Below are 26,710 nucleotides of genomic sequence, written 5' to 3'. Positions count from 1 at the left end.
CAGGCACATAAATCAAAAGTCAAACGAATTAATCACTCATTCACTAAATCAAACAATCACTCAATCTGCCTCTTAATGTGGTACAGAGCGTTTTTTAATCATACCACCTTTAGTATCTTTAATGCTTGTCATGACTACAAACGCATTGGGGTCTATCTTTTCAATTTCGAGGTTGAGTTTACTTACTTCAAGACGGGTAATTACTGTATAGACTATTTTCATTTCCCCCTCGGTATAACCTGTTTTACCGAATCCTCTTTCGCCTTTATAAACAGTTACACCTCGTCCCATTTCTTCAATAATCATTTTCTTTATTTCCGCGGCCTTTAGCGATATAATTGTAACCCCAGTATATTCTTCAATCCCTTCAATTACAAAATCAACTGTTTTTGAGGCAGAAAGGTAAGTAAGCATAGAATAAAGAGCCGTTTCCATAGACAAGACATAAGCAGCTACGGAGAATATAATCACATTAATTACTAAGATTACATCACCGATAGTCAACCCCATTCTACGGCTAAGGGTAATAGCAAGCACCTCGGTTCCATCAATCACACCACCACCTCTCATGGCCATTCCGATACCGAGTCCTAAAAAGAATCCACCAAATACAGAAGTAAGTAATTTGTCGTGAGTAATTTCAGGATAAGGTATAAACGCTACTGCTAATGCTAGGGCTGCTATCCCGATGGCGGTTTTTATGGCAAATTCTTTGCCAACCACTGTTAAACCTATAATAACAAAGGGTATATTTACGATAATAAGCATTAATGAGAGCGGGTAGTCTTGTGCCGCTGTAATAAGGAGCGAAATACCAGTGGCTCCGCCATCTATAAATTCATTGGGTAAGAGAAAACCATCCAATCCAAAACCGGCAGAAAGTACACCAACAGAGATTAAAAAGAAGTCTTTAATTAATCGTCTGATAGTGACCTTCACTTCACGAATCTCCTTGGCAATCTGGTATTTGGAACGGTCAGCATGTTTTTCGTCGTCGTCTTTAAGTAGGTTTAGTAGCGCATTCAAAATAATTTTAGGTAATCGGAGTAAAACATTTTCTTTTTCTTTTCGCATAAGCTTTATCTTTGGTGGGTAAAAGCGAAGTTAATCATTTTTGGTGAATTTTCCTTGAACCGTATAATTAATAATTCCTTAAAAAATCGTTTAAAAGCTATAGTTTACCATTATAAAATAGCTAATTTTAAATAAAAAACCTATGAAGCGCCTGTTAAAATTGTGTTGTATTCTGGCACTTTCAGGTGCTGTTTTTACTTTTTTTTCTTCTTTCCATCGCAAGCCTAAATTTAAGGTTTTAGTGGTAGCCTCCCGTGCTAAAGACCATCTCAATATGATTGCCGCAGCCAAACCTTTTTTTGAAAAAATGGCTTTGGAAAATAACTTTGAATTAGAATTTACCGATGATACAAGTGCAGTAAATGAAGTAAATCTGATGCAATACAAAGTATTTATACAGTTGCATCTGGCACCATTTGATATGTCTGCTGCTCAACAGGCTGCTTTGCAACAGTATATTGAAAATGGTGGCGGTTGGGTCGGCATTCATGCCGCAGGGCTGACCGGAGATATGTTTAAATCGCCCAAAAGAGTATATTGGCAATGGTTTGAAGATTTTATGGGCCGAATTGCTTATTCTCCACATCCAAAGTTTCAAAAAGGCACATTTGTGATAGAAGACCGCAAACACCCGGTTACCAAAAATTTACCCAGGCGTATAGAGGTATCTGATGAATGGTATGAGTTTAATAAAAGTCCACGAGGAAATGTAAGAGTATTGGCTACCGCTGATGAATCAACCTTTACACAAAACAAGCCGATGGGCGACCATCCTATTATCTGGTGTAATGAGAAGTATCCGCATACAATTTATATTGGTATCGGGCATGATGCTTCTCTTTGTGAGAATAAAGATTATACGGCGCTTGTGCGTAATGCGGTTTTGTGGGCTGGAAGTAAGAAATGAGTTATTTAATTATCAATCTAATAACCATGTGTATAGTTTTGAAAAACGCTTTATTTTCTGGCTCTTACTTTTTTGAGCTGTAAAAAAGTAAGCAAGATTAGCCGTCCGCAAAAAAGCCATCATTCAAACTCGTTCAATTAAAAATCCGATAGTTATGATACCATACTCATAATTTAATCTACGATTTTTAATTACACTCAAACAGGAATGATGGTATGAGGTTAGCATTTTTAGTTGTTATATTTTAGTCAGAATTTTCTTATTTCTTTCGTTAAATCACTGTTATGAGGCAAATATTAGTTATTCTTTTTTTTTCAACTTTCTGTAATTTACTTTATGGCCAAACTAAATTTAAAGTACTAGCTCTTGCTGAAAGTGGAGGGCATCATATTCAGTATTCTACCCGGGCGAAGGTGTGGTTGAATCAATTGGCGGCTGATAGTAGTTTTGCTATTGATTATATTCAGAATACTGATGTCATTGATGAAAACTATCTGAATCAGTATCAGCTTTTTATTCAATTAGATTATCCTCCTTATGGATGGAAAGAAAAAGCCTCAAAGGCTTTTATTAAGTATATTGAACAAGGTAAGGGAGGTTGGATTGGTTTTCATCATGCCACTTTGTTGGGTGAATTTGATGGTTTCCCGATGTGGAACTGGTTTTCTGATTTTATGGGAGGCATACGATATAAGAATTACATCGCTACTTTTGTGGCGGGAACGGTAAACATTGAATATAAACAACATCCTGTTATGAAAGGTGTACCCACATCCTTTACCATAAAAAAAGAAGAATGGTATACATACAATAAAAGCCCAAGACCCAATGTGCATGTATTAGCGAGTGTAGATGAAAATTCGTATACACCAGACACCAAAATAAAAATGGGAGACCATCCGGTGATATGGACAAATGGGAAAATGAAAGCCCGAAATGTGTACATATTTATGGGGCATTCCCCTGAGTTATTTGATAATGAAGCTTATAAGACTTTGTTTAAAAACGCTATTTTCTGGGCTGTGGGCAGATAATTGAAATAAGCAAAAGTATGAGAACAGTATTAATTATAGATGATGAAGAAAAACTCAGAAAATTACTGGCACGCATTATTGAGTCAGAGGGGTTTGAGGTAGTGGAGGCGGGAGATTGCAGGGCTGGTTTAAAGAAACTAGAGCAGTTTGCTATTGATGTTGTTCTTTCAGACGTAAAGCTACCCGACGGAAACGGGGTTGATTTACTACCCAAAATCAAATTATTGCACCCATTGGTAGAGGTAATTTTATTGACTGCTTATGGTAATATCAATGATGGGGTTCAGGCCATGAAAAATGGTGCTTTTGATTATATAGTAAAAGGTGATGACAACGAAAAGATTATTCCCCTACTCCACCGGGCAATTGAGAAAGTACAATTACAAAAGAAAGTAAGAGACCTTGAAAAGCGAGTTGGTGAAAAGTTCTCTTTCGATGCTATTATCGGCAAATCGAAAGCGATTCAGCAAGCCATAGATTTAGCAAAAAAAGTAGCACCGATTGATACAACTGTTTTATTAACAGGAGAAACCGGAACAGGTAAAGAAGTATTTGCACAAGGCATTCATCAGGCAAGCTCAAGAGCCGGAAAAAGTTTTGTAACGCTCAATTGTAGTACATTCAGCAAAGATATTCTTGAAAGTGAATTGTTCGGACATAAACAAGGAGCATTTACCGGGGCTATCAAAGATAAAAAGGGCTTAATTGAAGAAGCAAACGGAGGTACTTTACTTCTGGACGAAATCGGAGAAATGCCTTTAGAATTACAAGCCAAACTACTACGCGTATTAGAAACCAGTGAGTTTATTAAATTGGGTGATACCAAGCCAACCAAATCTAATTTCCGGCTGATAGCGGCTACTAATCGGGATTTGAAGCAGGAATACGAAGCCAATCATTTTCGTTCAGACCTTTATTTTCGTCTGAGTGTATTTGAGATTCATTTGCCGCCTCTGCGCGAGCGGACAAAAGATATTGAGCCGTTGACTCACTATTTTATGCAACAGTTTTCGGCCAAGACTAATAAGCGCGTTGAAAAGATTGATGATGAATGTCTTGAAAAGTTAGAAAGCTACGAATGGGTAGGTAATATTCGTGAGTTAAAAAACATAATTGAAAGAGCTATTATTCTGGCAGATTCTAATACGCTGACTGCTGATTTACTGCCATTTGATATTCAGCAGCCACGACAACAAAACAAAGGAACACTTTCAGCCTTCTCAATGGCAAGTGTAGAAAAACTGCATATCCAGAAGGTATTGAACTATACCAAAGGCAATAAGACAGAAACTGCCCGGTTATTAGAGATTGGTATTGCTACGCTTTATAGGAAGATTGAGGAGTATGGCTTGTAATGATTTTTTTTGAAATCGAATTTCCAATATTAATTAACCACTGAGTAACCCGGAGTTTTGCACAGAGTTTCACAGAGGTAATGAGAAACTTCGTGCAAAACATTTACTCAATACTCCTTCACTCCATTTTGAGAAAAGCTTATCATTTTGATAGGCTTTTTTTTGTCTGCATTTTGGCATGGTCTTAATAATTCACTCACTATCAACTACTTATAATTCCAAGAAAAGAATAGGCATAAACATTGGCATATCATTACCATAACTAAATTTTAAAACAATGGTAACGCTCATTTTAATCATTATTGGTGTAGTCCTGTTCGGGGTTTGTTACAAATCCATTCACTTTTTTGAAAATATATAAAACCATGACACTCCTATTCATTTTATCAATGTTGGTTTTTACATACCTCGTGTATGTCTTACTTAAACCTGAAAAATTCTAAGTCTCATGAACAATGAAATATCAGGCATTATTGCCCTATTTGTGGTCACACTGCTACTGGCCATTCCCTTTGGAAAATACATGGCCAAGGTTTATACAGGTGAACAGACTTTCTTTGACCCTGTTTTTAATCCCGTTGAAAAGCTTTTTTATCGCATCAGTGGTATTGATGCTAGTCAGGAAATGAACTGGAAACAACATTTAACTGCCCTTCTAAGCATCAACTTTATCTGGTTTCTTCTGAGTATGTTTATTTTGATGAATCAGGGTTGGTTACCGTTGAATCCTGATGGCAATCCCTCCATGTCACCCGATCTGGCATTTAATACCGCTATCTCATTTGTTGTTAACTGTAACCTGCAGCACTATTCAGGCGAAACAGGGGTTTCTTACCTGACACAATTAATTGGCCTGATGTACCTGCACTTTGTTTCAGCAGCTACTGGTATGGCCGCTTGCGTTATTGTCTTCAATGCCATGCGCAATCGTCAGGCAGAAAAGCTGGGTAATTTCTATAATTACTTTTTAAAAAGTTGTACTCGTATACTTCTACCTCTATCCATTATCGTTTCTGCACTCTTAGTTTTCAATGGCACGCCGATGACATTTGAGGGAAAAGATACCATTACTACTTTGCAAGGTGATTCGATGAAGGTTTCAAGAGGTCCGGTAGCTGCTTTTGTTGCTATTAAGCATCTCGGCACTAACGGCGGGGGTTTCTTTGGTGCAAACTCTGCTCACCCGCTCGAAAATCCTAATTACTTTACCAATGCTCTGGAAATGTTCTCTCAGATGATTATCCCGCTTGCTTTCATCTTTGCTTTGGGCTATTACCTGAAACGCAAAAAACTAGCCTGGACGATCTTTGGAGTCATGACAGTTGGCTTTTTGTCTCTCACTATTCCGACGGTCATTGCAGAAATCAACGGAAGTCCTGCCATACAACATTTAGGTGTTGTACAACCAACCGGAAGCATGGAAGGTAAGGAAGTAAGATTTGGCACAGCCGCTTCAGCTTACTGGAGCATTGCAACGACTGTTATTTCAACTGGGTCTGTCAATAGTATGCACGACAGCAGTATGCCGCTTTCAGGTGCTATGCAGATGTTAGGTATGATGATAAATGCCTTTTACGGAGGATGCGGAGTTGGTATCTTAAACTATTACATTTTTATCATTCTTGGGGTATTTATCTCAGGCTTAATGGTAGGTCGTACACCTGAGTTTCTAGGTAAAAAGGTAGAAGCGCGAGAAGTAAAAATTGCCGCTATTATCGCCATTCTTCATCCCTTATTGATTCTGGTTGGTTCTGCTTTAGCGGCCTACCTAACTGCCAACGACACTCCAATGGGTTGGTGGTTTAACGGAAACGCTACTGGCTGGCTCAATAATCCTGGTTATCACGGATTCTCTGAAATGCTGTATGAATATACATCGAGTGCGGCCAATAACGGTAGTGGATTTGAAGGTCTTGGCGATAATAATCCGTTCTGGAATATTACAACAGGTATAGTGCTTCTTCTAAGCAGATTCTTACCGATTATCGGTCCAGTGGCTATTGCAGGTTTACTGGCAAACAAAAAGTATATCCCTGCAAGTGCCGGGACATTGAAAACCGATACATCCACTTTTGCCATTATGACGCTTGCTGTGATAGGTATTATTGCTGCCCTATCATTTTTTCCTGCTTTGGCCTTAGGCCCATTGGCAGAACATTTTACTCTATTTAAATAAGTAATCCCATGACCAGAAATAATCAAATCTCGCTATTTGACAGACAATTGGTAAGAGAAGCCATCGGGCAGTCTTTTATCAAACTCAATCCCCGACTCATGTTTCGTAACCCTGTTATGTTTACGGTTGAAATCGGGACAGTTATTATGCTGTTTGTTTGTATTGCCATATTCTTAGGTGCTGCCAATCAGGGTAGTCTCACTTATAATATAATAGTCTTTTTAATTCTGTTGACTACCTTGCTCTTTGCCAATTTTGCCGAAGCTCTAGCTGAAGCACGAGGTAAGGCACAAGCCAACAGCTTACGGAAAACCCGTGAAGAAACACCTGCCAAGGTTATTCAGACTGTGGGCGAAATGTATCTGAACGAAATACTGATTGTACCATCTTCTCAACTGAAAAAAGGATATGTATTTGTATGTGAATCAGGAGACATCATTCCGAATGATGGAGAAATTATTGAAGGTTTAGCAACCATAGACGAAAGCGCTATTACAGGTGAATCTGCCCCGGTAATTCGTGAAGCGGGTGGAGACAAAAGTAGTGTGACAGGTGGTACAAAGGTATTATCTGATAAAATCAAAGTAGTTGTAACCACACAACCGGGCGAAAGTTTTCTGGATAAAATGATTGCTTTAGTTGAGGGAGCAAGCCGTCAGAAAACGCCAAATGAAATTGCTTTGACTATCTTATTAGCAGCTTTTACTATCATCTTTATCATTGTCTGTGTAACCTTGAAACCTTTTGCTGATTATGCGCAAACACCAATTACCATTGCTGCTTTTATTTCACTCTTTGTCTGTCTGATACCCACTACTATTGGTGGACTCTTATCAGCCATTGGTATAGCTGGAATGGACAGAGCCTTGCGTGCAAATGTAATTACGAAATCAGGTAAAGCTGTTGAAACCGCTGGGGATATTGATGTGCTACTTTTGGATAAAACCGGCACAATTACCATAGGTAACCGTAAGGCTACGCACTTCTACCCTATTAAAGGAGTAAATCAGCAGGACTTTATTAAAGCCGCAGTTTTAAGTTCTATGGCTGATGAAACACCCGAAGGTAAATCAATCATCGAACTGGCAGATGTGGATCCATCTACCTACAAAATAAGTAAGCCTGTTTTTATCAAATTTACTGCAGAAACCCGTAGTTCGGGAATTGATTTTGATGACACAAGCATTCGCAAAGGAGCTTACGATGCCATCAAAAAACTGGTTGAAAAAGCAGGAAATGTATTTCCCGCTGAAACCGGAGAAAGAGTCAAAAGTATTTCGAGCAATGGAGGCACACCGCTGGTTGTGGCAGAGAATGAAAAGGTTTTAGGCGTAATTGAGCTACAGGACATTATCAAAACAGGTATTCAGGAGCGTTTTGAGCGGCTGCGCAAAATGGGCGTAAAAACAGTAATGGTTACCGGAGATAATCCATTAACTGCCAAATATATAGCAGAAAAAGCAGGCGTAGACGATTTCATTGCCGAAGCCAAACCAGAAGACAAAATGCAGTATATCCGCAAAGAGCAACAATCGGGTAAACTCGTAGCCATGATGGGTGACGGTACGAATGATGCCCCTGCCCTGGCCCAGGCTGATGTAGGAGTTGCCATGAATAGCGGTACACAAGCCGCCAAAGAAGCAGGTAACATGGTAGACTTGGATAATGACCCAACCAAACTGATTGAGATTGTAGAAATAGGCAAACAGTTATTAATGACTCGTGGTACCTTGACTACTTTTTCAATTGCTAATGACGTTGCCAAATACTTTGCCATTGTTCCGGCCTTGTTTATTGCTACAATTCCTGCCTTGCAGAGTTTAAATATCATGGGTTTGCATAGTCCTGAAAGCGCTATTCTTTCAGCGGTTATTTTCAATGCAATCATTATCCCGTTACTTATTCCATTGGCTTTGAAAGGTGTTGCGTATAAACCTATCGGTGCAAGCGCTATTCTTCGCCGCAACTTATTAATCTATGGTTTGGGTGGTATTATAGTGCCATTTATTGGCATTAAAGTTATCGACCTCGCTGTATCACTTTTTATCTAAAACAATCATGAAAACATTATTTTCAGCTATCAGACTTACTCTGGTAAGTATGGTATTATTCGCAGTCGTCTATCCGCTTCTCATAACTGGTATAGCACAATTAGCACCAAATCACGGAAAAGGAGAAATCATACAGTTAAACGGAAAAACAGTGGGTTATCAAAAACTGGGGCAGTCTTTCACAAATGACAAATACTTCTGGAGCCGTCCATCAGCAGTGGGTTATAATGCAACAGGGTCTGCCGGAAGCAATAAAGGGCCAACCAATGCAGATTATCTGGCAACTGTTCAGGCAAGAATTGATACATTCTTGGTGCACAATCCAAAAATAGAAAAATCGCAAATCCCTTCTGAGCTGGTTACGGCCTCAGGTAGTGGTTTAGACCCTGATATTTCTCCGGCATCCGCAAGAATCCAGATAAAACGTATTGCAGATGCACGAAAGATTCCGGAAGTTAAAGTTATGGCTCTTATCAATTCATATACACAGAAACCACTTTTAGGTATATTTGGTCCAGAAACCATTAATGTTTTGGAGTTAAACGTGGCTTTGGATGGGTTGAAATAATGCCGACTATTTTAATTAACCACAGAGTAACACGGAGTTTGGCACAGAGTTGCACAGATTTTAACTTCTCTCTGTGCAAAACTCAGTGCGCCTCTGTGGTAAAATTTTAAAAACTTAAGTACAACAAAATGAAAAACCTATTTTTAACAGTATTAGCTCTCATGGCTTTGAAAGCTAATGCGCAGGAAACACCGAAAGCATTGACTTTTTCGGGTTATATAGAAACGTATTATAGTTATGATTTCAGTAATCCGGCTAATCACGAAAAATCAGTTTTTCTGTATAATCACAACCGACACAATGAGTTGAATCTAAATCTAGGATTATTAAAAGCAAGTTATAATACAGATAAACTACGAGCCAATGTAGGAATTATGGTTGGTACTTATGCTCAATATAATTTGGCAGCAGAACAAGGACTTTTGAAGAATCTTTACGAAGCTAATGTCGGGGTAAAAATTTCAACGAAAAGTAATTTATGGATTGATACAGGTGTGATGTCATCGCACATCGGCTTTGAAAGTGCTATTGGTAAAGACTCATGGAGCTTAACCAGAAGCTTGCTCGCAGAAAATTCTCCTTACTACGAATCCGGCGTAAAATTGTCTTTTACCTCAACCAATGAAAAATGGTATATGGCAGGGCTGGTTCTAAACGGATGGCAGCGTATCCAAAGAGTACAGGGCAATCAGACTCCTGCTTTTGGTACGCAACTGACTTATAAACCGAATACGAATATAACATTCAATTGGAGTACCTACGCGGGTAATGAACAACCGGATAGTGTAATCAAATGGCGATATTTCAATAATTTCTACGGGCAATTTCAATTAAATGAGAAACTGGGGCTTATTGCAGGTTTTGACATTGGTTTTGAGCAAAAAGCGAATAAAAGTTCCAAATATAATAGTTGGTTAACGCCTATCCTTATTGCCCGCTATGCAGCCACCAATAAAGTCAGAATTGTTGCTCGAGCAGAGTATTATCAGGATAAAGATGAGGTGATTATTACCACAGGTACTCCAAATGGTTTCCAAACTTTTGGTTATTCTCTAGACTTTGATTACGCCATTATTGATAATCTGCTATGGCGTGTTGAGGGAAGAGTTTTTCATAGTAAAGACAAAATCTTTGCTGATAAAAATCAGAATTTTTATTTAACCAGCGCCTTGTATTTTAGTTTTTAATTTCATTTGTAAAACTTCATGTCAACAACCGATAACAAAGAAGAAAACGTACAGCATTTCCTGGATTTAATCAAAAAATCAAGACAAGGAAAGTTCAAAATCTATATTGGTATGAGTGCCGGGGTAGGTAAAACCTTTCGTATGCTGCAAGAAGCTCATTCTTTGTTACGGAATGGTATTGATGTAAAAATAGGTTATATCGAAACGCATTTACGTAAGGAAACACACGATTTACTGGAAGGTTTACCCATTATTCCTCGCAGAAAAATATTCTATAGAGGAAAAGAGTTAGAAGAGCTGGATGTACAGGCTGTCATTAATCTAAGACCAGAAGTGGTAATTATTGACGAATTAGCTCATACCAATATTGAGGGCAGCAAGAACGAAAAACGTTGGCAAGATGTACTAGAGATACTTGAAGCAGGCATTAATGTAATCAGTGCGGTCAATATCCAACATATTGAAAGTCTGAATGAAGAGATAAAAGAAATAACGGGTATTGAGGTAAAAGAAAGAATCCCTGATAGCATAGTAGGCATTGCAGATGAGGTAGTAAATATAGATTTAACAGCCGATGAATTAATTACGCGCCTGAAAGAGGGTAAAATTTATACTGCTGACAAGGTCCAGATGGCACTAAATAACTTCTTTAAATCTGAACAGATATTGCAATTAAGGGAGCTGGCTCTGAAAGAAGTGGCGAGTCAGGTCGAACGAAAAGTTGAGACCGAAGTATCTAAAAATACGGCCATCAGGCATGAGAAGTTTCTGGCCTGTATCAGTAGCAACGAACAGACTGCCAAAACAGTTATCAGGAAAACTGCCCGATTGGCGAGTTATTATAATAGTAAATGGTTTGTGCTATATGTGCAAACACCGAAAGAAAGCCCGGATAAAATTGCATTGGATAAACAAAGGCACCTGATTAATAATTTTAAATTAGCCACACAATTAGGCTCAGAAATTATCAGGGTTGAAAGTAGTAATATCTCAAAAAGCATTATGGAGATAGCCGAACAAAGGCAGATTACAACCTTATGCATAGGCAAGCCGCATTTGAATCTTTTTAATGTGATTCTGTCGACTAATATTTTTAATGAATTGCTAAAGAAACTGTCTTTTGTAGATATTGATGTGGTGATATTGTCGTAGCGCAAAGCCGCCCCTAACCCCTAAAGGGGGGGCGCATTTAATTCAAAACTTCATCCTCCCTCTCCACTGTTGGAGAGGGGGCTAGGGGGTAAGGTAAAATTAAATAAAATGAAAATCAGGACTAAATTGACCCTCGGTGTGGGTTTACTTTTTATATTGATTACTTTGCTTACCTATGTAGGAACAAAGTCTATCAATGCTTTGAAAAATGACACGGAGAATATTTTAGTTGCCAACTATAATACCCTTGAATATTCCCGCAATATGTTGATGGCGCTTGATGAATTAAGCATTGATAAAGTTGCTATAAGGAAAATTGAAGAGAATCTATACAAGCAGCAGGCTAATATTACGGAGATAGGAGAAAAAGAAGCAACTCAGAATCTCCGTCAACACTTTGCAGCTTTGAAGATCAATAATTTTGATAGAACTACTCACCTATTGATTCGTAAAGACATCGCTGAAATCATGCGATTGAATATGGAAGCTATTCAGCGTAAAAGTGATGTGGCTAAGCAAACAGCGGCCTCATCAACCATCGGAATTGCCATTACGGGTACACTCTGTTTTGTGATTGCATTCACTTTACTGATTAATCTCCCCAGCAATATTGCCAATCCAATCAAAAAACTAACCGAAAGTATCAAGCAGATTGCGGCTAACGATTATTCTCAACGTGTGTATTTTGAAGATCATAGTGAGTTTGGAGAATTAGCAAAGTCGTTCAATACAATGGCAGAAAAACTGGAAGAGTATAATAACAGCAATTTATCTCAACTACTATTTGAAAAAAAGCGGATCGAAACGCTTATCAACAATATGCAGGATCCTGTAATCGGTTTAGACGAAGACAAGAAAATACTCTTCGCCAATGATGAAGCCCTGAAAGTAACAGGGCTAAAATCCGAACAGGTGATTGGGCAGCAGGTGCAGGATGTATCTTTAGTAAATGATTTAGTGCGCTCTTTAGTAAAGGATTTAATAATGCCGGAAAACAATAACAAAGAAGAGAAAAAACAACCTATTAAGATTTTTGCTAATAGCAAAGAAAGCTACTTTGAAAAAGAAGTTGTGGATATTGCCATTATGCCAACAGGCGAAAAAGAGAAAAGACATATAGGTTACGTGATAGTTCTGAAAAATATTACACCATTCAAAGAATTAGATTTTGCCAAGACCAATTTCATTGCAACTATTTCACATGAGTTGAAGACACCAATATCTTCTATCAAAATGAGTACACAATTGTTGGAAAGCCAAAAAACAGGCGAGATTAACCATCAGCAAAAGCAATTGATTGATAGTATTAAGGATGATAGTCAGCGATTACTGAAGATTACAAGCGAATTATTGAACCTGTCGCAGGTTGAAACGGGTAATATTCAATTGAATATTCAGAAAAGTACCCCATATCAGATTCTGAACTATGCCACAGAGGCTGTAAAAGTAACAGCAGAGCAAAAGAAAATACAGTTATTGAGCGATGTAGAAGAAAACCTGCCGGATGTAAAAGCTGATACCGAAAAAACTGCCTGGGTACTTATCAATTTTCTGACGAATGCTATAAACTATTCTCCTGAACAAAGTAAAATTATAATCAAAATTACAAAACAAGACAAACTAGTTAATTTCTCAGTCAATGACCAGGGCAAAGGCATAGAAAAACGATACAAAGACAAAATCTTTGATAAGTATTTTCAGGTACCGGGGAGTATAAAGACCGGCACCGGATTAGGCCTTGCCATCAGTAAGGAATTTATTGAAGCACAAAACGGTACAATAGGCGTTGAGAGCGAAATTGGAATGGGCAGCACTTTTTATTTTAAGCTATTAACTTCTTAAAATTATCAATTACACTAGTTAATCTTCTTCATTTCAATGACCTCCAAAATTAAATGGGCTGTATCAGATAACTCTAGAACATTTAAACAATACCATCAAACATGCACAGGCCACATATGCACAGATTTCGCTGCATGGGAAAAAACAGATTAATCTGAATTAGCCGGCGATGGAAGCGGTTAAGAATTAAATTGTATGTGCACAAACCGAAATAATTTCTTTCTCAAATGTAGTCACTTATACAATTTCATACTTAAATAGTTGGCTAAAGAGCAATTTTACCCCATCAAATACAACGGGGCTGGCGTTGGCTATAATAAATTTGATAGGCTGTAGTATAAGAAAAGTGTTGGATAAAGAACTTTATAAGGCAAATGATATTTCCAGAACAAAATTCCTAAACATTATCAGACATTCTTTATTTTTACACCAGTATATATAGAATTTCTTATTCAATCGCTTTCTTATGAAATATACCTTTACATTCATCAGTTTTCTTTTCTTTTCATTTATCTATACCTTCAATTCTTTCGCTCTACCCCCTATCCAGTCAGATGATCTAAAGTGTGAATACCTAAAAAATCCGCTAGGGATTGATAATCCCAGCCCACGTCTTACATGGGTAATTACAGATAATAGAAAAGGTGCTAGGCAAACGGCCTTTCAGGTACTTGTTGATATTGATTCGATGAAAGTAGTGCAGGAGATTGGTGGTGAATGGAATACAGGCAAGGTAGTTGCAGGCAATAATCTGGTAGTGTATAAAGGCAAAGCTTTAAAGCCATTTACCAAATATTACTGGAAAGTGGTGGTATGGGACAAAGATGGTATAAAGGCTCTCCCAGCTCCGGTGAGTAGTTTTGAAATGGGTATGATGCACATGCAAAACTGGAAAGGTGCCTGGATTAGCGATAGCCGAGATGTAAAAACTAAGCCTGCACCTTATTTCAGAAAGAGCTTTTCAACAGAGAAAACAATCAAATCAGCAAGAGCATATATAGCTGCTGCGGGTTTATATGAATTGTATATTAACGGACAAAAAATAGGCAATCATCGCCTGGACCCTATGTATACCCGTTTTGACCGTCGAACTTTATATATAACTTATGATGTGACGGCTAATCTGCAAAGTGGTAAAAATGCCATTGGCGTATTATTAGGCAATGGCTGGTACAACCACCAATCTACAGCCGTATGGTATTTTCATGAAGCTCCCTGGAGAAATCGGCCAACTTTCTGTCTGGATTTACGGATTACCTATGAAGATGGTACTGAAGAGGTGATTTCTAGTGGGAAAGGATGGAAAACAGAGCTAAGCCCGATTATTTTTAATAGTATTTATACGGCGGAACATCAGGATGCCCGTCTGGCAAAAGAAGGATGGAATACACCTGCTTATGACGATAACGCTTGGAAAGATATAATTTTCAGGACTTCTCCTTCACAAAACATTGTAGCACAAGCGATGGTACCTGTCAGAAATATGGAAGAAATACCAGCCAAAAGTCTAAAAAAACTGAATGATACAACCTATCTATTTGATTTAGGCAGAAATATTTCAGGAGTCAGTCAGTTAAAAGTAAAAGGTGTAGCAGGCGCAATAGTAAGGCTGAAACATGCTGAGCGCTTGAATCCTGATGGATCAGCTGATATGTCGAATATTGATATACACTATCGTCCCACCGATAATCAGGACCCTTTTCAGGTAGATATTTATACGCTTAATGGTAAAGGAGAAGAAACTTTTATGCCCCATTTCAATTATAAAGGATTTCAATATGTGGAGCTAACTTGTCAACAGCCGCTTGAATTAACCAAAGAAAGCCTGACAGGATATTTTATGCATAGCGATGTAACTCCGGTGGGACAGGTCACGACTTCAAACCCAACTATAAATCAAATCTGGCTGGCTACCAATAATGCTTATTTATCTAATCTTTTTGGTTATCCTACTGACTGCCCTCAGCGAGAAAAAAACGGTTGGACTGGTGATGCGCACATTGCCAGCGAGACAGGCTTATATAATTTTGATGGCATCACAGTTTACGAAAAATGGTTGGCTGACCATCGGGATGAACAACAAGCGAATGGCATTTTGCCCTCAATTATACCAACAGGCGGTTGGGGTTATGAATGGGGCAATGGGCCTGATTGGACGAGCACAATTGCCATTATTCCCTGGAATGTCTATCTGTTTTATGGTGATACGAAGATATTGACGGATAACTACGATAATATGAAGCACTATGTAGATTATATTCAGACCATTGCGCCAAAGCACCTGACGACCTGGGGCTTGGGAGATTGGGTACCCGTGAAATCAAAAACACCGGTTGAGTTTACTTCATCAATTTATTATTTTGTTGATGCAAGTATTGTAGCTAAAACAGCTAAACTATTAGGCAAAACTGCTGATGCAGAATATTATGCAGGCTTGGCGCTGAAAATCAGAAATGCGATTAATGAGAAGTATTTAGATAAAGAGAAAGGCATTTACGGCAGTGGAGTTCAAACTGAATTAAGTGTGCCTTTGCAATGGGGAGTTGTGCCTGATGATATGAGAGCCAAAGTAGCTGCTGCGCTTGCTGAAAGAGTGAAAGCAGATAATAACCATATTGATGTAGGTTTATTAGGTACTAAGGCAATTCTGAATGCCTTGAGTGAAAATGGCTATGCTGATTTGGCTTATACTATGGCCTCTCAGGAAACGTTTCCTTCATGGGGTTGGTGGATAAAAAATGGAGCTACAACCCTTTATGAAAACTGGCCAATTGATGCCAAATCAGATATTTCAATGAACCATATTATGTTTGGAGAGATTGGGGCATGGATATATAAGGCTTTAGGAGGTATTAAACCAGACGAAAAACTCCCGGGCTTTAAAAATGTATTATTAGAACCCCACTTTGTAAAAGACTTGCAAAGTTTTGAAGCAAAGCATGATAGCCCACATGGAACGATTGTATCAGCTTGGAAAAGAACAGACAATACTATTACTTATAATTTCACAACTCCGGCTAATACTACAGCTACCCTACGTTTAAATATGGGTGCCAATCAATTAGTTTATGAAAATGGAAGAGAAATTAGAGGAACTGTGATTAAAGGTGAGGATGGTAATTTGAAAACGGTAGTGTTTATTTTGCAGGCTGGAAGCTATTCGTTTGATATAAAATAAGAAAATATAATTTCAGTTGAATGTCAGTGTAATTATCAGATTACACTGACATTTCCTTTATATTCCAGGTATAAGTACTATATTCACGCTCATAATATTGAAAACACACTTATAACCACTGCTGTAAATATAAATCCAATTAAAGCACGTTAAACTTTTATGAAAAAAACTGATGAAGTTCTCTTCTATCAAGAGAGCATTGAGTCCCTATTCAAACAATTTAACACCTCTCAGGCCGGACTTTCAGCCGCGGAATCCGGTAGTCGTTTACAGACTGACGGTTATAACGAACTAGAAGAAAAAAAGAGGACACCTACCTGGGTTCTTTTTCTCAATCAGTTTAAAGACTTCATGATATTAGTGTTGGCTGGTGCCGCTATTCTCTCAGGTGCTTTTGGTGATCTGGCAGATACTATTATCATTTTTGTGATTATCATTCTCAATGCAGTTGTCGGTTTTATTCAGGAATTCAGAGCCGAAAAGGCAATGGAGGCCCTAAAGAAAATGAGCATTACCAAAACACAGGTAATACGTGATGACAAACCCCACGAGATTGAATCGAAAGAATTGGTACCCGGTGATATTGTGGTACTTGAAGCAGGCAATGTGGTGCCAGCAGATATCCGACTCTACGAAGTAAATGCCTTACGTATTGATGAATCATCCCTGACAGGCGAATCAGTTCCTGTGGATAAAGAAATTAATGAATTAAAAGAAAACAGTATTCCTTTAGGCGACCAATTGAATATGGCTTTCAAAGGCACTTTGGTTACCAATGGTAAAGCAGAAGGCTTAGTAGTGCGGACCGGTATGAATACCGAATTGGGGAAAATAGCCGGACTTCTACAGGAAAAAGAAGCGGTTACTCCGCTACAAGCCCGCATGACCAAGTTTGGCAAAAACCTTTCCTATATCATTTTAGGTATTTGCGTAGTGCTTTTCGTTTCCGGTTTGGTAAGAGGTGAAGAAACGTTCAAAATCCTGCTTTTATCGGTAAGTTTGGCTGTAGCAGCTATTCCCGAAGCCTTACCTGCTTTAATTACAGTGGCTTTATCAAGGGGTGCTTCACGCTTAGCCAAGCAGAATGTTTTGGTCAGGAAATTGCCTGCGGTGGAAACCTTAGGTTCTGTCACCTATATATGTAGTGATAAGACAGGCACATTGACCCAAAACAAAATGCACCTGGTGGAAAAGCATGAACAGGAAATTGAGACTTTGGAAGAAGGGTTATCCATGCTGAAACTGGGCATGCTACTCAACCATGAAGTAAAGTTTGAAGAGCAGGACAAACCTATTGGGGAAGCTACAGAACTTGCTTTGACAGGACATATTGTAGAAGAATTATCGTATAAAAAATATACCTCTCTTTTTAAAAAGTATAAACGCGTTGGTTTGATTCCATTCGATTCAGAACGCAAGTGTATGACTACCGTTCATGAATATGATAAAAAATATCTGGTTATCAGTAAAGGAGCAAGCGAGGCAATCGCCGAAATTATCCAAGATAAAAAGGATGAGAAGCAACTGAAAGATATTTCGGAAGAATGGGCTGAAAGAGGTATCAGAGTCTTGGCTTATGCCTATCAGATATTGGATAAATTACCACAAAAAATTACTCCCGAAAATATTGAGAAGAATCTGATTTTTGCCGGATTAACAGGGTTGATTGACCCACCACGTGAAGAAGCCAAAGCAGCTATTGCCGAATGTAAAACAGCAGGTATTAGACCTGTGATGATTACAGGAGACCATCCGGCCACTGCTCAGGCCATAGCCAAAGAATTAGGTATTCTAGACGAGGGGGAATTTGCAATTACAGGTGTGGAATTGGAGAAACTTTCGGAGAAAAAATTCTTATCGCAGGTAGAAGAAACGGCTGTTTATGCCCGTGTTTCTCCTGACCAAAAACTCAGAATTGTGAAAGCACTGCAATCGAAAGGGCATTTTGCTGCGATGACGGGTGATGGTGTTAATGATGCTCCCTCATTACGAGCCGCTAATATTGGTATTGCTATGGGTATTAATGGCACCGATGTAAGTAAGGAAGCCGCACATATGATACTACTAGATGATAATTTTGCTACAATCGTTAAGGCTATTAAGGAAGGGCGCAGGATATTCGACAATATCCGTAAGTTTGTAAAGTATATCATGACCTGTAATGGTGCAGAGATATTAGTTATTGCCATTGCGCCTTTTTTAGGATTAGAAAACCCTCTCCTACCCATTCATATCCTTTGGATTAACTTAGTGACCGACGGATTACCTGCATTGGCTTTGGCCAACGAAAAAGCAGAAGCGAATGTTATGAAGCGTCCCCCACGAGCTCCAGACCAAAGTCTTTTTGCTGATGGTGTGGGCTATCATATTATCTGGATGGGGATATTTATGGCGGCTATTACTTTGGGTACAGAGGCCTGGGCAATTGCTAATAATCTGGAACATTGGCAAACGATGGTGTTTACAGTATTAAGTCTTTGCCAGTTAGGTCACGTAATCGGTATCAGAAGCAATACTTCCGTATTTAAACAAAAAGGCTTGTTTTCTAATTGGGCATTAATCGGGGCAGTAGCACTTACTATGGCTTTACAATTGGCTGTGGTCTATATTCCTTTTATGAATACCGCTTTTAAGACACAACCATTGTCTTTACAAGAAGTAGGTATTTGTGTATTAATGGCAGTTTTAGTTTTTGTGGCAGTAGAGGCTGAGAAGTTGCTTAAATTGTTGTTCACAAAGAAAACTGAAAAAGATAATAGACCTGAAATAGTTAATAAAAAAGACAAAAATTAATAGCTGATACCGGATAAAATTAAATCCCTGCTGATACTTTCAGCAGGGATTTGAATTTTATTAATCTATCTGAATTACTTCTTCCTTGGCAATTTTTCATCACGCATAGCTGCATTGTATACAAATGATGCAACAATAGTGGCTACCTGTTTCAAATCATCAGGTTGAAGGTGGTCGTAAGAATCCATATTGGTATGGTGCGTACGAGTGCTATATTCAATTTCGTCCTGAATAAACTGAAAGCCCGGAATACCAACACCAACAAATGCTAAGTGGTCGGTACCACCAGTATTACGAATAGTTACTGTTTTTGCTCCTAAATCATGGAAAGGTTCAAACCATTTAGTGAATATCGGACGACAAGCTTCATTACCTTGCAAATAAATACCTCTTATTTTACCTGTACCATTGTCTATGTTGAAATAAGCTGCTACCTTATCACCTTCAGCATTACTCTTTTTGGTAGTAGGGTCAGTAAAGTGATTTTTCACATAGTTTCTTGATCCATGCAAACCTTGCTCTTCAGCACTCCATAAACCGATACGGATAGTTCTGCGTGGTTGAATATTCAGGGTTTTCAAAATTCTAACCGCTTCAAGCATTACAGATGAACCCGCGGCATTATCAGTAGCCCCTGTAGAACTTTGCCACGAATCCAGGTGAGCGCCCAGCATTACTACTTCATCCTTCAACGCCGGGTCAGTACCTTTAATTTCAGCTACTACATTGTATCCTTGTAAATCTTGTGAATAGAATTTGGTTTTTACGTCAATCTCCATTTTCACCGGAATACCTGCTTTAGCTAATCTACAAAGTGATAGGTAATCTTCGGCTGCCAACATAATATCCAACAAATTTTCGGGGTCAGAAGCTTTGTATGAACCGCCGCCTGATACAAACAAAGTACCATCTTTACCTCTATTGCTCATGCTTAATAAAGCCAGAGCACCTTCCTTTTTTGCCATTTCTTTGGTTTTGGTCGAAAGTAGGGTACTTCTTCTCATAGCAGCCATCATTGATCTGAAAGCAGTATCAGGTTGAGAGCGGGTTTGTGGTGCATCATTTGCCATTTTCTCTAGTTCTTCGTCAGTATAGCGACTGGCATCTGCCTTGAATGATGGCGTGATTTTATCGCTTTTATATAATAATATAATCTTGTCTTTCAGTTTGCCTTTATAGTTTTCAAGGGCAGTTGTATCGGTTTCATCTATCAAAAAGATTTCTGCTTCTTTCAATTTACCTTTGGTTCCGGCTGTCCAGGTTTTAGGATAAGCAATCAGCGGGCGATAATAGGGTGCCGTCATGGCAAGGTAGCTTTTTTCCAGTTCCCAGCCTTTGCCAAACTCACCCCAGGGTTCAAGTTTAGCATCTGTCAGTCCCCATTCTGTTAATTTACCTTTGGCATAATTGGCTGCACGCATAAACCCCGGTGAGCCTTGGAGTCTTGGGCCGCTTACATCAGTAATGTTGAAAGCGATTTCCATTACTTTAGAGTTATTTAAGCCTTCCTGACGGATTTTTTTAACCATTTCAAGATCAACTTTTTCATCCTGAGCACTAAGCCCCAGGGAAATGCAGAAAAGCACAATTACGGGTAGTAATTTTTTCATGAGGAGATGTTTAGTTTGTTTGATTTATTACAATTTGCTTTGAGAAATCTAAAATTAGATATTCATAGACTTCTATCCAAAATATTGAGATTAACCTAGAATAATATGCGATTAACAAGGCTTAATGGTTGATATGGGGATAATTGTTCTCACGCTATTATTACCGCAAATTAAATATTCAGTATAGTGATGCTGATGATGTTGTGAAAATAAGTGGGGGTTCAAAATTTTGAACCCCTAAGAAAAACTGAATTTCATTAGAAGATATTTTTACCTCGAAAAATCTAAATCCTGAAAATCGAAACTAAAATCAGTAAGAGGTGAAATGGCTTTCATTTTGAAACCTGCGCCTTTACCATTGTTATCAAGATCAAACATTACATAAGCATCAGCATCCAGGCTTCGGTCAACCCATTTTACAATATAGGTATTGCCTTTATAGGGGAACATTTCCCCGTTAAGTAAATGAGAGCGTTTAGAAGTAAACCATAATTTGCCATTTTTCATGGCAATCTCCACATCTCCGAACCATTTATCATGATAAGTGCCAGTAAAGAGGTTGTTATCTAACTTTATTGCACTTTTCTGTTGTGCTTCAATATCTTTCCATATCTGGTCGGTAATTTTCTTAGCATTAGCAAAGCTTTGTGTTACTCTATCACTATTTTCTTTTAAACGGTCAATGCCTTTTACCCCCAAATAGCTATCTTTAATAGTATTCGTAATAGTAGTAAATGCAGCTCCCTGTTGTTGATTAGTAAATACAATAATACCTAGTTTTAATTCCGGTATCAAAGTTACTTGTGTAACAATACCTGCCAGACCACCGGTATGAGAAGCTTGTTTATATCCTTTTACATCGCTTAGGTTCCAACCCAGACCATAGCTGGCAAAGTGTGTATTATAGGAGTTCGTACCACGCACTGGGAGTATGGTTTGTGGTGTCCACATTTCATCATGAACTTCTTCGCTGAATAATTGTTTACCATTGCCATACTTGCCTTTATTTATCTGTGCTATGGCCCACTTACTCATATCTACAATATTGCTATACAATCCTCCTGCTGAATTGGCTACCTCGCTCCAATCTCTCCGGATTACTTTTACTACACCATCTACAGGGGCGTGAGGGTCAATTACATTGGATTTATTCTTTAATCTACGGAATGATGCGGCTGTTTGACTCATTCCCAAAGACTGAATAATGCGCTGTTCAATGAAATCCTCCCATTCCATTCCAGAGACACGCTTTACTACTTCACCTGCCACAATATATAGTAAATTATCGTAATCATACTTGGTTCGGAAACTTGACACGGGTTTCAAATAACGTAGATTATGAATAATATCCTTTTTGCTGAAATTATTAGAATCAGGCCAGAACATCAGGTCGCCTGCTCCTAAGCCTAGTCCACTTCTATGGGTTAGCAGGTCTTTTATAGTAAATTCTTCTGTTACAAAAGGGTCATACATTTTAAACTCCGGAATAAAATCTCGGACTTTGTCATCCCACTTCACTTTCTTTTCATCAACGAGCATTCCTAATGCCGCTGCCGTAAAAGCTTTGCTATTGGAGGCTATACCAAATAAGGTATTTTCATCTACCTTTTGTTTAGTATTCAATGAACTCACACCATAACCCTTTGAATGAATTACTTTTCCATCTTTTACTACCGCTACGGCTATACCTGGAACACCAAAGGTTTTAAGTGTTTTTTCAACAAGATTATCAATTTCGGTGGAAGTAATTGTCTGAGCCTCTGCGTTGTTAAGAACAATTATTAAAGCAAATAAAAGCAGAAAGAGTATTTGGGGCTTCTTCATAAAAACAAAGCATTTTAAGGTTTTGAGAAGTGAAATGATTTGAAACTTGCTATATAACAAAGATTATCGAAAATAGCTGAAATTGCAAGAAAATAGCTTAGGTAGAACTCATTTCAGTCCAAATGATCTGTATCTACAAACAACACCTCTCCTTATTTAAAAGAGAGGTGTTCTTAAAAAACTTATATGCTTATTCAATCACATCAAGGGCAGGCAGCACTAATTTTAGCCAGGAATACACTGCCCTGAGAAGCTTCAAAGCCAGGCTCAAGCAAAACATATTTATTGGCTAGATTGTCCGCTTTGCCCCCCGTATTAATTTTATTCGTCGCCTGAATATTTTGTGCGTATAAAGTCTTAACGTCACTTACTACAACATCATCTGTTGGGCTTACCAAGACAAGGGCAGAAGGAATACTCGTACCTGTAGGCAATACCTGAACTACGACACTTCCTGATAATGCTCTGTTACATTTCCCTTCAATACTAATACTTTTTAAAGTAAAAGTAGTTGAGGCCGTTAAAGGTGCTGTAGGTACTGTAGCCAATCCGTCAGCATTTAACATAATAAACCTTGTATTACCTTCTGATTCATAATAAACCAATGCACTTGGAGTTCCTGAAAATAATACTGACCCAGCAGTGCCCGGACATACGGGAGGACCAGCTGTTATATTAACAACTGCTTTCTGGTATACATTTAAGATGGCGTCATTAGAAATAGCTACCCCACATTCTCCGGTTACTTTTACTCTATATGTAGCTCCATTATCTGCCGATGTTCGGTTTGGTAGGGTCAGTACTGAAATATCTGCAAAGTCATTAGTAAGTGGACCATTTACGCCATTCGTGATCGGCGCTTGTCTTTGCCATTGGAAAACAAGCGTACCTTCTCCAGTGGCTTCACTGGCAAACACTGCTGTTTCACCTACACAAACCCCTGTTGGTGTCGGATGCTCTGTAATCAAAGTTGGAGCTTTTATTGCGATAGTTGAGTTGACGTCCAAGACCTTTTCACAACCGGTAGCCTCATTTTTTATCTTCGTTATATAAATTATCTTGGTATTATCTGCTGAAGTCAAGCCTTCAGTAAACGAAGTTTTACCTGAAGCATCAGAAGTTACAAGAACTGTTTTATCAGTTCCGCCTGCGTCAATTTTGTAAGTAATTGTAAAGGTATCAGAAACTGGTAAGCCGGTCAGATTAAAAGTGGCAGTCTGTCCCGAGCAAACACCTGCTGCCTGAGCAACTGATGCTACTGTAACAGCAGGAGGTGTATATAAATTATAGAAATAAGCAGCGCCTTTATTAGAAATGCTGGGCGGAGGGCCTCCTGAAGACCCCCCACCAGGTGAAGCCGTAATCAATATATTTTTCCCGTCTGTCACGACATCTGAACCAAATGTGTCATCCTCAATTAGGTCATCCGGCATAATCATTTCTTTCTGTACCCATTCACCTGTAGTACTTTTCTCAAATACTATTGCAGCCCCTCTATAATCAAAATTCAACGGAGCTCCTACTATTGCAATATTATCATGAATTGAAAGCGAGTAGCCATATCCACTAACAGGATCTACACCATCACCGACCAATTCACCTTTCCGCTTCCACGTACCTAGCGTATTTTTTTCAAATACCTCCACAAAGAAACCAGAGCCTGAAACTCTTGTAGCCAATATAGTATTACCACTTATAGCTGTAGATAGGCCAATTCCGGAACTCGGATCAGATGGTGGTAATGCATCTTTGAATTGCCATGTTCCAGAATTATTTCTTTCAAAGACAAGTATAGCTCCATTTATTCCAAAACCGGGAGTACCTACTGCCAGAGTATTTTCAGAAATACCTATAGACATTCCAAAGCTATTTGAAGGCGAAGGTGAAGGATCTTCAACATCTGTATCATAGGTCCATGTGCCTGTATTATCCTTTTTGTAAATAAAGACTCTATCTTCGCCCATTTGAGTTACAGCCAGAAAATCGCCAGAAGCAGATATATTCTCACCAAAATACTCATTACCAGTACTAGATGGATCAGATAGTTTAGCTACTTGTGTCCAGCTATTATTTGCCTGCTTTTTAAATACAAACACAACCCCTTTTGAGAAATTCTTATATGGTGCACCAACGAAAGCATAATCGCCGGATATGGCAACTGAGGTGCCAAAATAATCACCATACTGAAGAGCATCGCTTGCAAGTGGGGTCAATTGTGCAGTTTGAGACCATTTCCCATCCGAGCCCATTTTATATATATAAGCAGCTCCCTTTGCTTCAAAACTGAAATCCATCGATCTACCTGGTGCTCCAACTATGGCAAAGCCATTAGATATAGCTGCAACATACCCAAATCCATCAGTTGGCAGAGTACCTGCAGGAGTCGCTTTATTCTTGTAAATAATAGTTTCAGGAAAAGTAAGGAAGGCATCTTCAGTAAAAAAGTCGCACTCGCCTACTACCCGAAGGCGATAATAACCTTCATCATTTATAGTCGTATTGGTAATAGTAAGTGTTTCTGTTGTAGCCGAAGGTATATCTGTGTAAGTCCCGTCAGCTTGTCTTTTCTGCCATTGAATAACAGTTGGAGTACCTGCGATTCCGACAGTAAATGTAACGTTATCTCCTAAACAAGCCAAAACGGAAGCAGGTTGAGATGTAATATCGCTTTTAATCGTTACTGTAAAATCCTGAAATGGGCTAAAGCAGCTAATTAACACACGGCTTACACAGCGTACTTTGTAGGTAGTGGTTGTATCAGGCATTACTCCAGGATTAATTACAGGAGTAACTCCATCGTTCAGATACCAATCAGGATCAGAGTCAGCATCGCAGGTTGCGTCCAGTACGACAATACTTCCAGGACAGACAGGGTCCGCTAAAGTATTGATTGTAGGCGTTGGTGGAGTACTGACGTCGATTTGAATATCCACAAATGGACTAGGGCAATCTGTAATACTTTCGCATCTTACATAATAATGATTTTCGCCAATTGTTGATAAATTACTAATATCAGGATCAATTTCCGTTATGCTATTACCTGCATAAAATACCGCAGTGCCTGATGGACAAGTAGCATCAAGTGTAATACTACTATTCAGACAAGCCTCTACAGGGCTAGTCATTGTAGTTGAAGGAATAGTAAGATCTGGTGTATTATTTACATAAATTTTAACTTCTTGCTTAGGGCTTTCGTAGGAGCCATCAACACAACTCACAAAATAGGAAGTTGGCCCGGGAGAGTCGGTGGGAGTAACCGTTGTGCTAACCAACAGTGTAGTTTCATCGGCTTCGTACCAGGTAACAGTTCCGCTAGGACAAAGAGCCGATAATTCAAGACTTGTCCCATCGCAAATAGACTTGTCGGTTGTTACATTTGTAGGTGTATTTACGGTAATAAGTATTTCAACAGGGTCACTTTCCAAGGGGCTACCACCACAACCACATGAAGTTTCACAAACGGCGATGTAAGTCTTCGTTTCGGTAACATTAAAGGTCAAAAGAGTTAATGCAGGGGTTGCCAGTACATCTTCATACCATTTAAGAGTTCCGGTAGCACAGGATGCCTGCAAGGTAATTTCCTCATCATAATCTACAATCTGGCTGGTAGTTATCACTGTTGGAGGAGGGGGTTGCTGACCAAAAGTGAGTTGACTAGCAAGCAATAGCACACAAAAAAGTAAGATTCTTTGATAGAGTGGCTGATAAATGTTTTTCATAAGCAAGGGTTACTTTAGGTATAAAAATTATATGGTATTTCAGCTCCCTTTATACAAGAGCATAGGGCTTTACTACTAGAATGTTGCAAAGAAATTTTTTAAGGAGCAGTTTGATAGTTTCACTCATACCAAAGACATCCAGACTTTGGGTCTATAACAATAATTTTTATGGAATTTTTACCTGACCTAATTAAAAAAGATACACTTCACAACAAAAATTATCTGCAGTTTGACATGACA

At 38.7% G+C, this 26,710-nt stretch carries 16 protein-coding genes; 12 read left to right on the top strand and 4 right to left on the bottom strand.

What is annotated here, in order from left to right; genetic code table 11:
* Positions 1 to 72 precede the first annotated feature (72 nt).
* Positions 73 to 1,074 carry a YitT family protein gene (locus D0T08_RS21280; RefSeq protein ID WP_116984706.1) on the bottom strand — a complete coding sequence of 334 codons (1,002 nt, stop codon included), beginning with the start codon at positions 1,072 to 1,074 and terminating at the stop codon, positions 73 to 75.
* Between the two features lie 142 nt (positions 1,075 to 1,216).
* Between D0T08_RS21280 and D0T08_RS21275 the strand changes: the two genes are divergently transcribed.
* The 12 genes from D0T08_RS21275 to D0T08_RS21220 all read left to right on the top strand — a co-directional run bounded on the left by D0T08_RS21275 (position 1,217) and on the right by D0T08_RS21220 (position 19,317).
* Positions 1,217 to 1,981, top strand: coding sequence for a ThuA domain-containing protein (locus tag D0T08_RS21275; protein ID WP_116984705.1), 765 nt, complete (start codon positions 1,217 to 1,219; stop codon positions 1,979 to 1,981).
* Between the two features lie 284 nt (positions 1,982 to 2,265).
* Positions 2,266 to 3,015, top strand: a complete 750-nt coding sequence (locus tag D0T08_RS21270; protein ID WP_116984704.1) for a ThuA domain-containing protein — start codon at positions 2,266 to 2,268, stop codon at positions 3,013 to 3,015.
* A gap of 17 nt (positions 3,016 to 3,032) precedes the next feature.
* Complete coding sequence (locus tag D0T08_RS21265; RefSeq protein WP_116984703.1) at positions 3,033 to 4,370, top strand: sigma-54 dependent transcriptional regulator; 1,338 nt, start codon at positions 3,033 to 3,035, stop codon at positions 4,368 to 4,370.
* Positions 4,371 to 4,735: 365 nt separating this feature from the next.
* Entirely contained in the window at positions 4,736 to 4,813 is a 78-nt protein-coding gene (locus D0T08_RS28260; protein WP_116984844.1) for a potassium-transporting ATPase subunit F, read from the top strand.
* 5 nt (positions 4,814 to 4,818) lie between these two features.
* Positions 4,819 to 6,546, top strand: a complete 1,728-nt coding sequence (gene kdpA, locus D0T08_RS21255) for a potassium-transporting ATPase subunit KdpA (RefSeq protein ID WP_116984702.1) — start codon at positions 4,819 to 4,821, stop codon at positions 6,544 to 6,546.
* A gap of 8 nt (positions 6,547 to 6,554) precedes the next feature.
* Positions 6,555 to 8,597 carry a potassium-transporting ATPase subunit KdpB gene (gene kdpB / locus D0T08_RS21250; protein ID WP_116984701.1) on the top strand — a complete coding sequence of 681 codons (2,043 nt, stop codon included), beginning with the start codon at positions 6,555 to 6,557 and terminating at the stop codon, positions 8,595 to 8,597.
* 7 nt (positions 8,598 to 8,604) lie between these two features.
* Positions 8,605 to 9,165 carry a K(+)-transporting ATPase subunit C gene (locus tag D0T08_RS21245; RefSeq protein WP_116984700.1) on the top strand — a complete coding sequence of 187 codons (561 nt, stop codon included), beginning with the start codon at positions 8,605 to 8,607 and terminating at the stop codon, positions 9,163 to 9,165.
* A gap of 128 nt (positions 9,166 to 9,293) precedes the next feature.
* Positions 9,294 to 10,352: a porin gene (locus D0T08_RS21240; protein ID WP_116984699.1), complete on the top strand. Its 1,059-nt coding sequence runs from the start codon at positions 9,294 to 9,296 to the stop codon at positions 10,350 to 10,352.
* Between the two features lie 18 nt (positions 10,353 to 10,370).
* A complete protein-coding gene (locus D0T08_RS21235; RefSeq protein WP_116984698.1) occupies positions 10,371 to 11,504 on the top strand; it encodes a sensor protein KdpD in 1,134 nt (377 codons plus the stop codon).
* Positions 11,505 to 11,612: 108 nt separating this feature from the next.
* Positions 11,613 to 13,346 carry an ATP-binding protein gene (locus D0T08_RS21230; RefSeq protein WP_116984843.1) on the top strand — a complete coding sequence of 578 codons (1,734 nt, stop codon included), beginning with the start codon at positions 11,613 to 11,615 and terminating at the stop codon, positions 13,344 to 13,346.
* 466 nt (positions 13,347 to 13,812) lie between these two features.
* Positions 13,813 to 16,524 (top strand): alpha-L-rhamnosidase, encoded by a 2,712-nt coding sequence (locus D0T08_RS21225; protein ID WP_116984697.1) that lies wholly within the window; start codon positions 13,813 to 13,815, stop codon positions 16,522 to 16,524.
* A 159-nt stretch (positions 16,525 to 16,683) separates the two neighbouring features.
* Positions 16,684 to 19,317, top strand: a complete 2,634-nt coding sequence (locus D0T08_RS21220; RefSeq protein WP_116984696.1) for a cation-translocating P-type ATPase — start codon at positions 16,684 to 16,686, stop codon at positions 19,315 to 19,317.
* A 74-nt stretch (positions 19,318 to 19,391) separates the two neighbouring features.
* On the opposite strand, the gene D0T08_RS21215 is transcribed toward D0T08_RS21220, so the two are convergent.
* The 3 genes from D0T08_RS21215 to D0T08_RS21205 all read right to left on the bottom strand — a co-directional run bounded on the left by D0T08_RS21215 (position 19,392) and on the right by D0T08_RS21205 (position 26,470).
* Positions 19,392 to 20,927, bottom strand: coding sequence for a M20/M25/M40 family metallo-hydrolase (locus D0T08_RS21215; RefSeq protein ID WP_116984695.1), 1,536 nt, complete (start codon positions 20,925 to 20,927; stop codon positions 19,392 to 19,394).
* 270 nt (positions 20,928 to 21,197) lie between these two features.
* Entirely contained in the window at positions 21,198 to 22,751 is a 1,554-nt protein-coding gene (locus tag D0T08_RS21210) for a serine hydrolase (protein ID WP_116984694.1), read from the bottom strand.
* Positions 22,752 to 22,954: 203 nt separating this feature from the next.
* The gene (locus D0T08_RS21205; RefSeq protein ID WP_116984693.1) at positions 22,955 to 26,470 is read right to left on the bottom strand and encodes a 3-coathanger stack domain-containing protein; all 3,516 of its coding nucleotides are present in this window, start codon (positions 26,468 to 26,470) and stop codon (positions 22,955 to 22,957) included.
* Positions 26,471 to 26,710: the final 240 nt, after the last annotated feature.

Origin of the sequence: Emticicia sp. C21 (assembly GCF_003418935.1) — a bacterium.
In the GTDB taxonomy this organism is placed as follows: domain Bacteria; phylum Bacteroidota; class Bacteroidia; order Cytophagales; family Spirosomataceae; genus Emticicia.
The sequence above is the reverse complement of the archived record's forward strand: the minus strand, read 5'-3'. Positions and strand labels throughout refer to the sequence as shown.

Coding starts and splice junctions, on each gene's coding strand:
- D0T08_RS21205 (WP_116984693.1), bottom strand. CDS start 26,470: ATGAAAAACATTTATCAGCCACTCTATCAAAGAATCTTACTTTTTTGT.
- D0T08_RS21280 (WP_116984706.1), bottom strand. CDS start 1,074: ATGCGAAAAGAAAAAGAAAATGTTTTACTCCGATTACCTAAAATTATT.
- D0T08_RS21275 (WP_116984705.1), top strand. CDS start 1,217: ATGAAGCGCCTGTTAAAATTGTGTTGTATTCTGGCACTTTCAGGTGCT.
- D0T08_RS21230 (WP_116984843.1), top strand. CDS start 11,613: ATGAAAATCAGGACTAAATTGACCCTCGGTGTGGGTTTACTTTTTATA.
- kdpB (WP_116984701.1), top strand. CDS start 6,555: ATGACCAGAAATAATCAAATCTCGCTATTTGACAGACAATTGGTAAGA.
- D0T08_RS21265 (WP_116984703.1), top strand. CDS start 3,033: ATGAGAACAGTATTAATTATAGATGATGAAGAAAAACTCAGAAAATTA.
- D0T08_RS21240 (WP_116984699.1), top strand. CDS start 9,294: ATGAAAAACCTATTTTTAACAGTATTAGCTCTCATGGCTTTGAAAGCT.
- D0T08_RS21210 (WP_116984694.1), bottom strand. CDS start 22,751: ATGAAGAAGCCCCAAATACTCTTTCTGCTTTTATTTGCTTTAATAATT.
- D0T08_RS21220 (WP_116984696.1), top strand. CDS start 16,684: ATGAAAAAAACTGATGAAGTTCTCTTCTATCAAGAGAGCATTGAGTCC.
- D0T08_RS21225 (WP_116984697.1), top strand. CDS start 13,813: ATGAAATATACCTTTACATTCATCAGTTTTCTTTTCTTTTCATTTATC.
- kdpA (WP_116984702.1), top strand. CDS start 4,819: ATGAACAATGAAATATCAGGCATTATTGCCCTATTTGTGGTCACACTG.
- D0T08_RS21270 (WP_116984704.1), top strand. CDS start 2,266: ATGAGGCAAATATTAGTTATTCTTTTTTTTTCAACTTTCTGTAATTTA.
- D0T08_RS28260 (WP_116984844.1), top strand. CDS start 4,736: ATGACACTCCTATTCATTTTATCAATGTTGGTTTTTACATACCTCGTG.
- D0T08_RS21245 (WP_116984700.1), top strand. CDS start 8,605: ATGAAAACATTATTTTCAGCTATCAGACTTACTCTGGTAAGTATGGTA.
- D0T08_RS21235 (WP_116984698.1), top strand. CDS start 10,371: ATGTCAACAACCGATAACAAAGAAGAAAACGTACAGCATTTCCTGGAT.
- D0T08_RS21215 (WP_116984695.1), bottom strand. CDS start 20,927: ATGAAAAAATTACTACCCGTAATTGTGCTTTTCTGCATTTCCCTGGGG.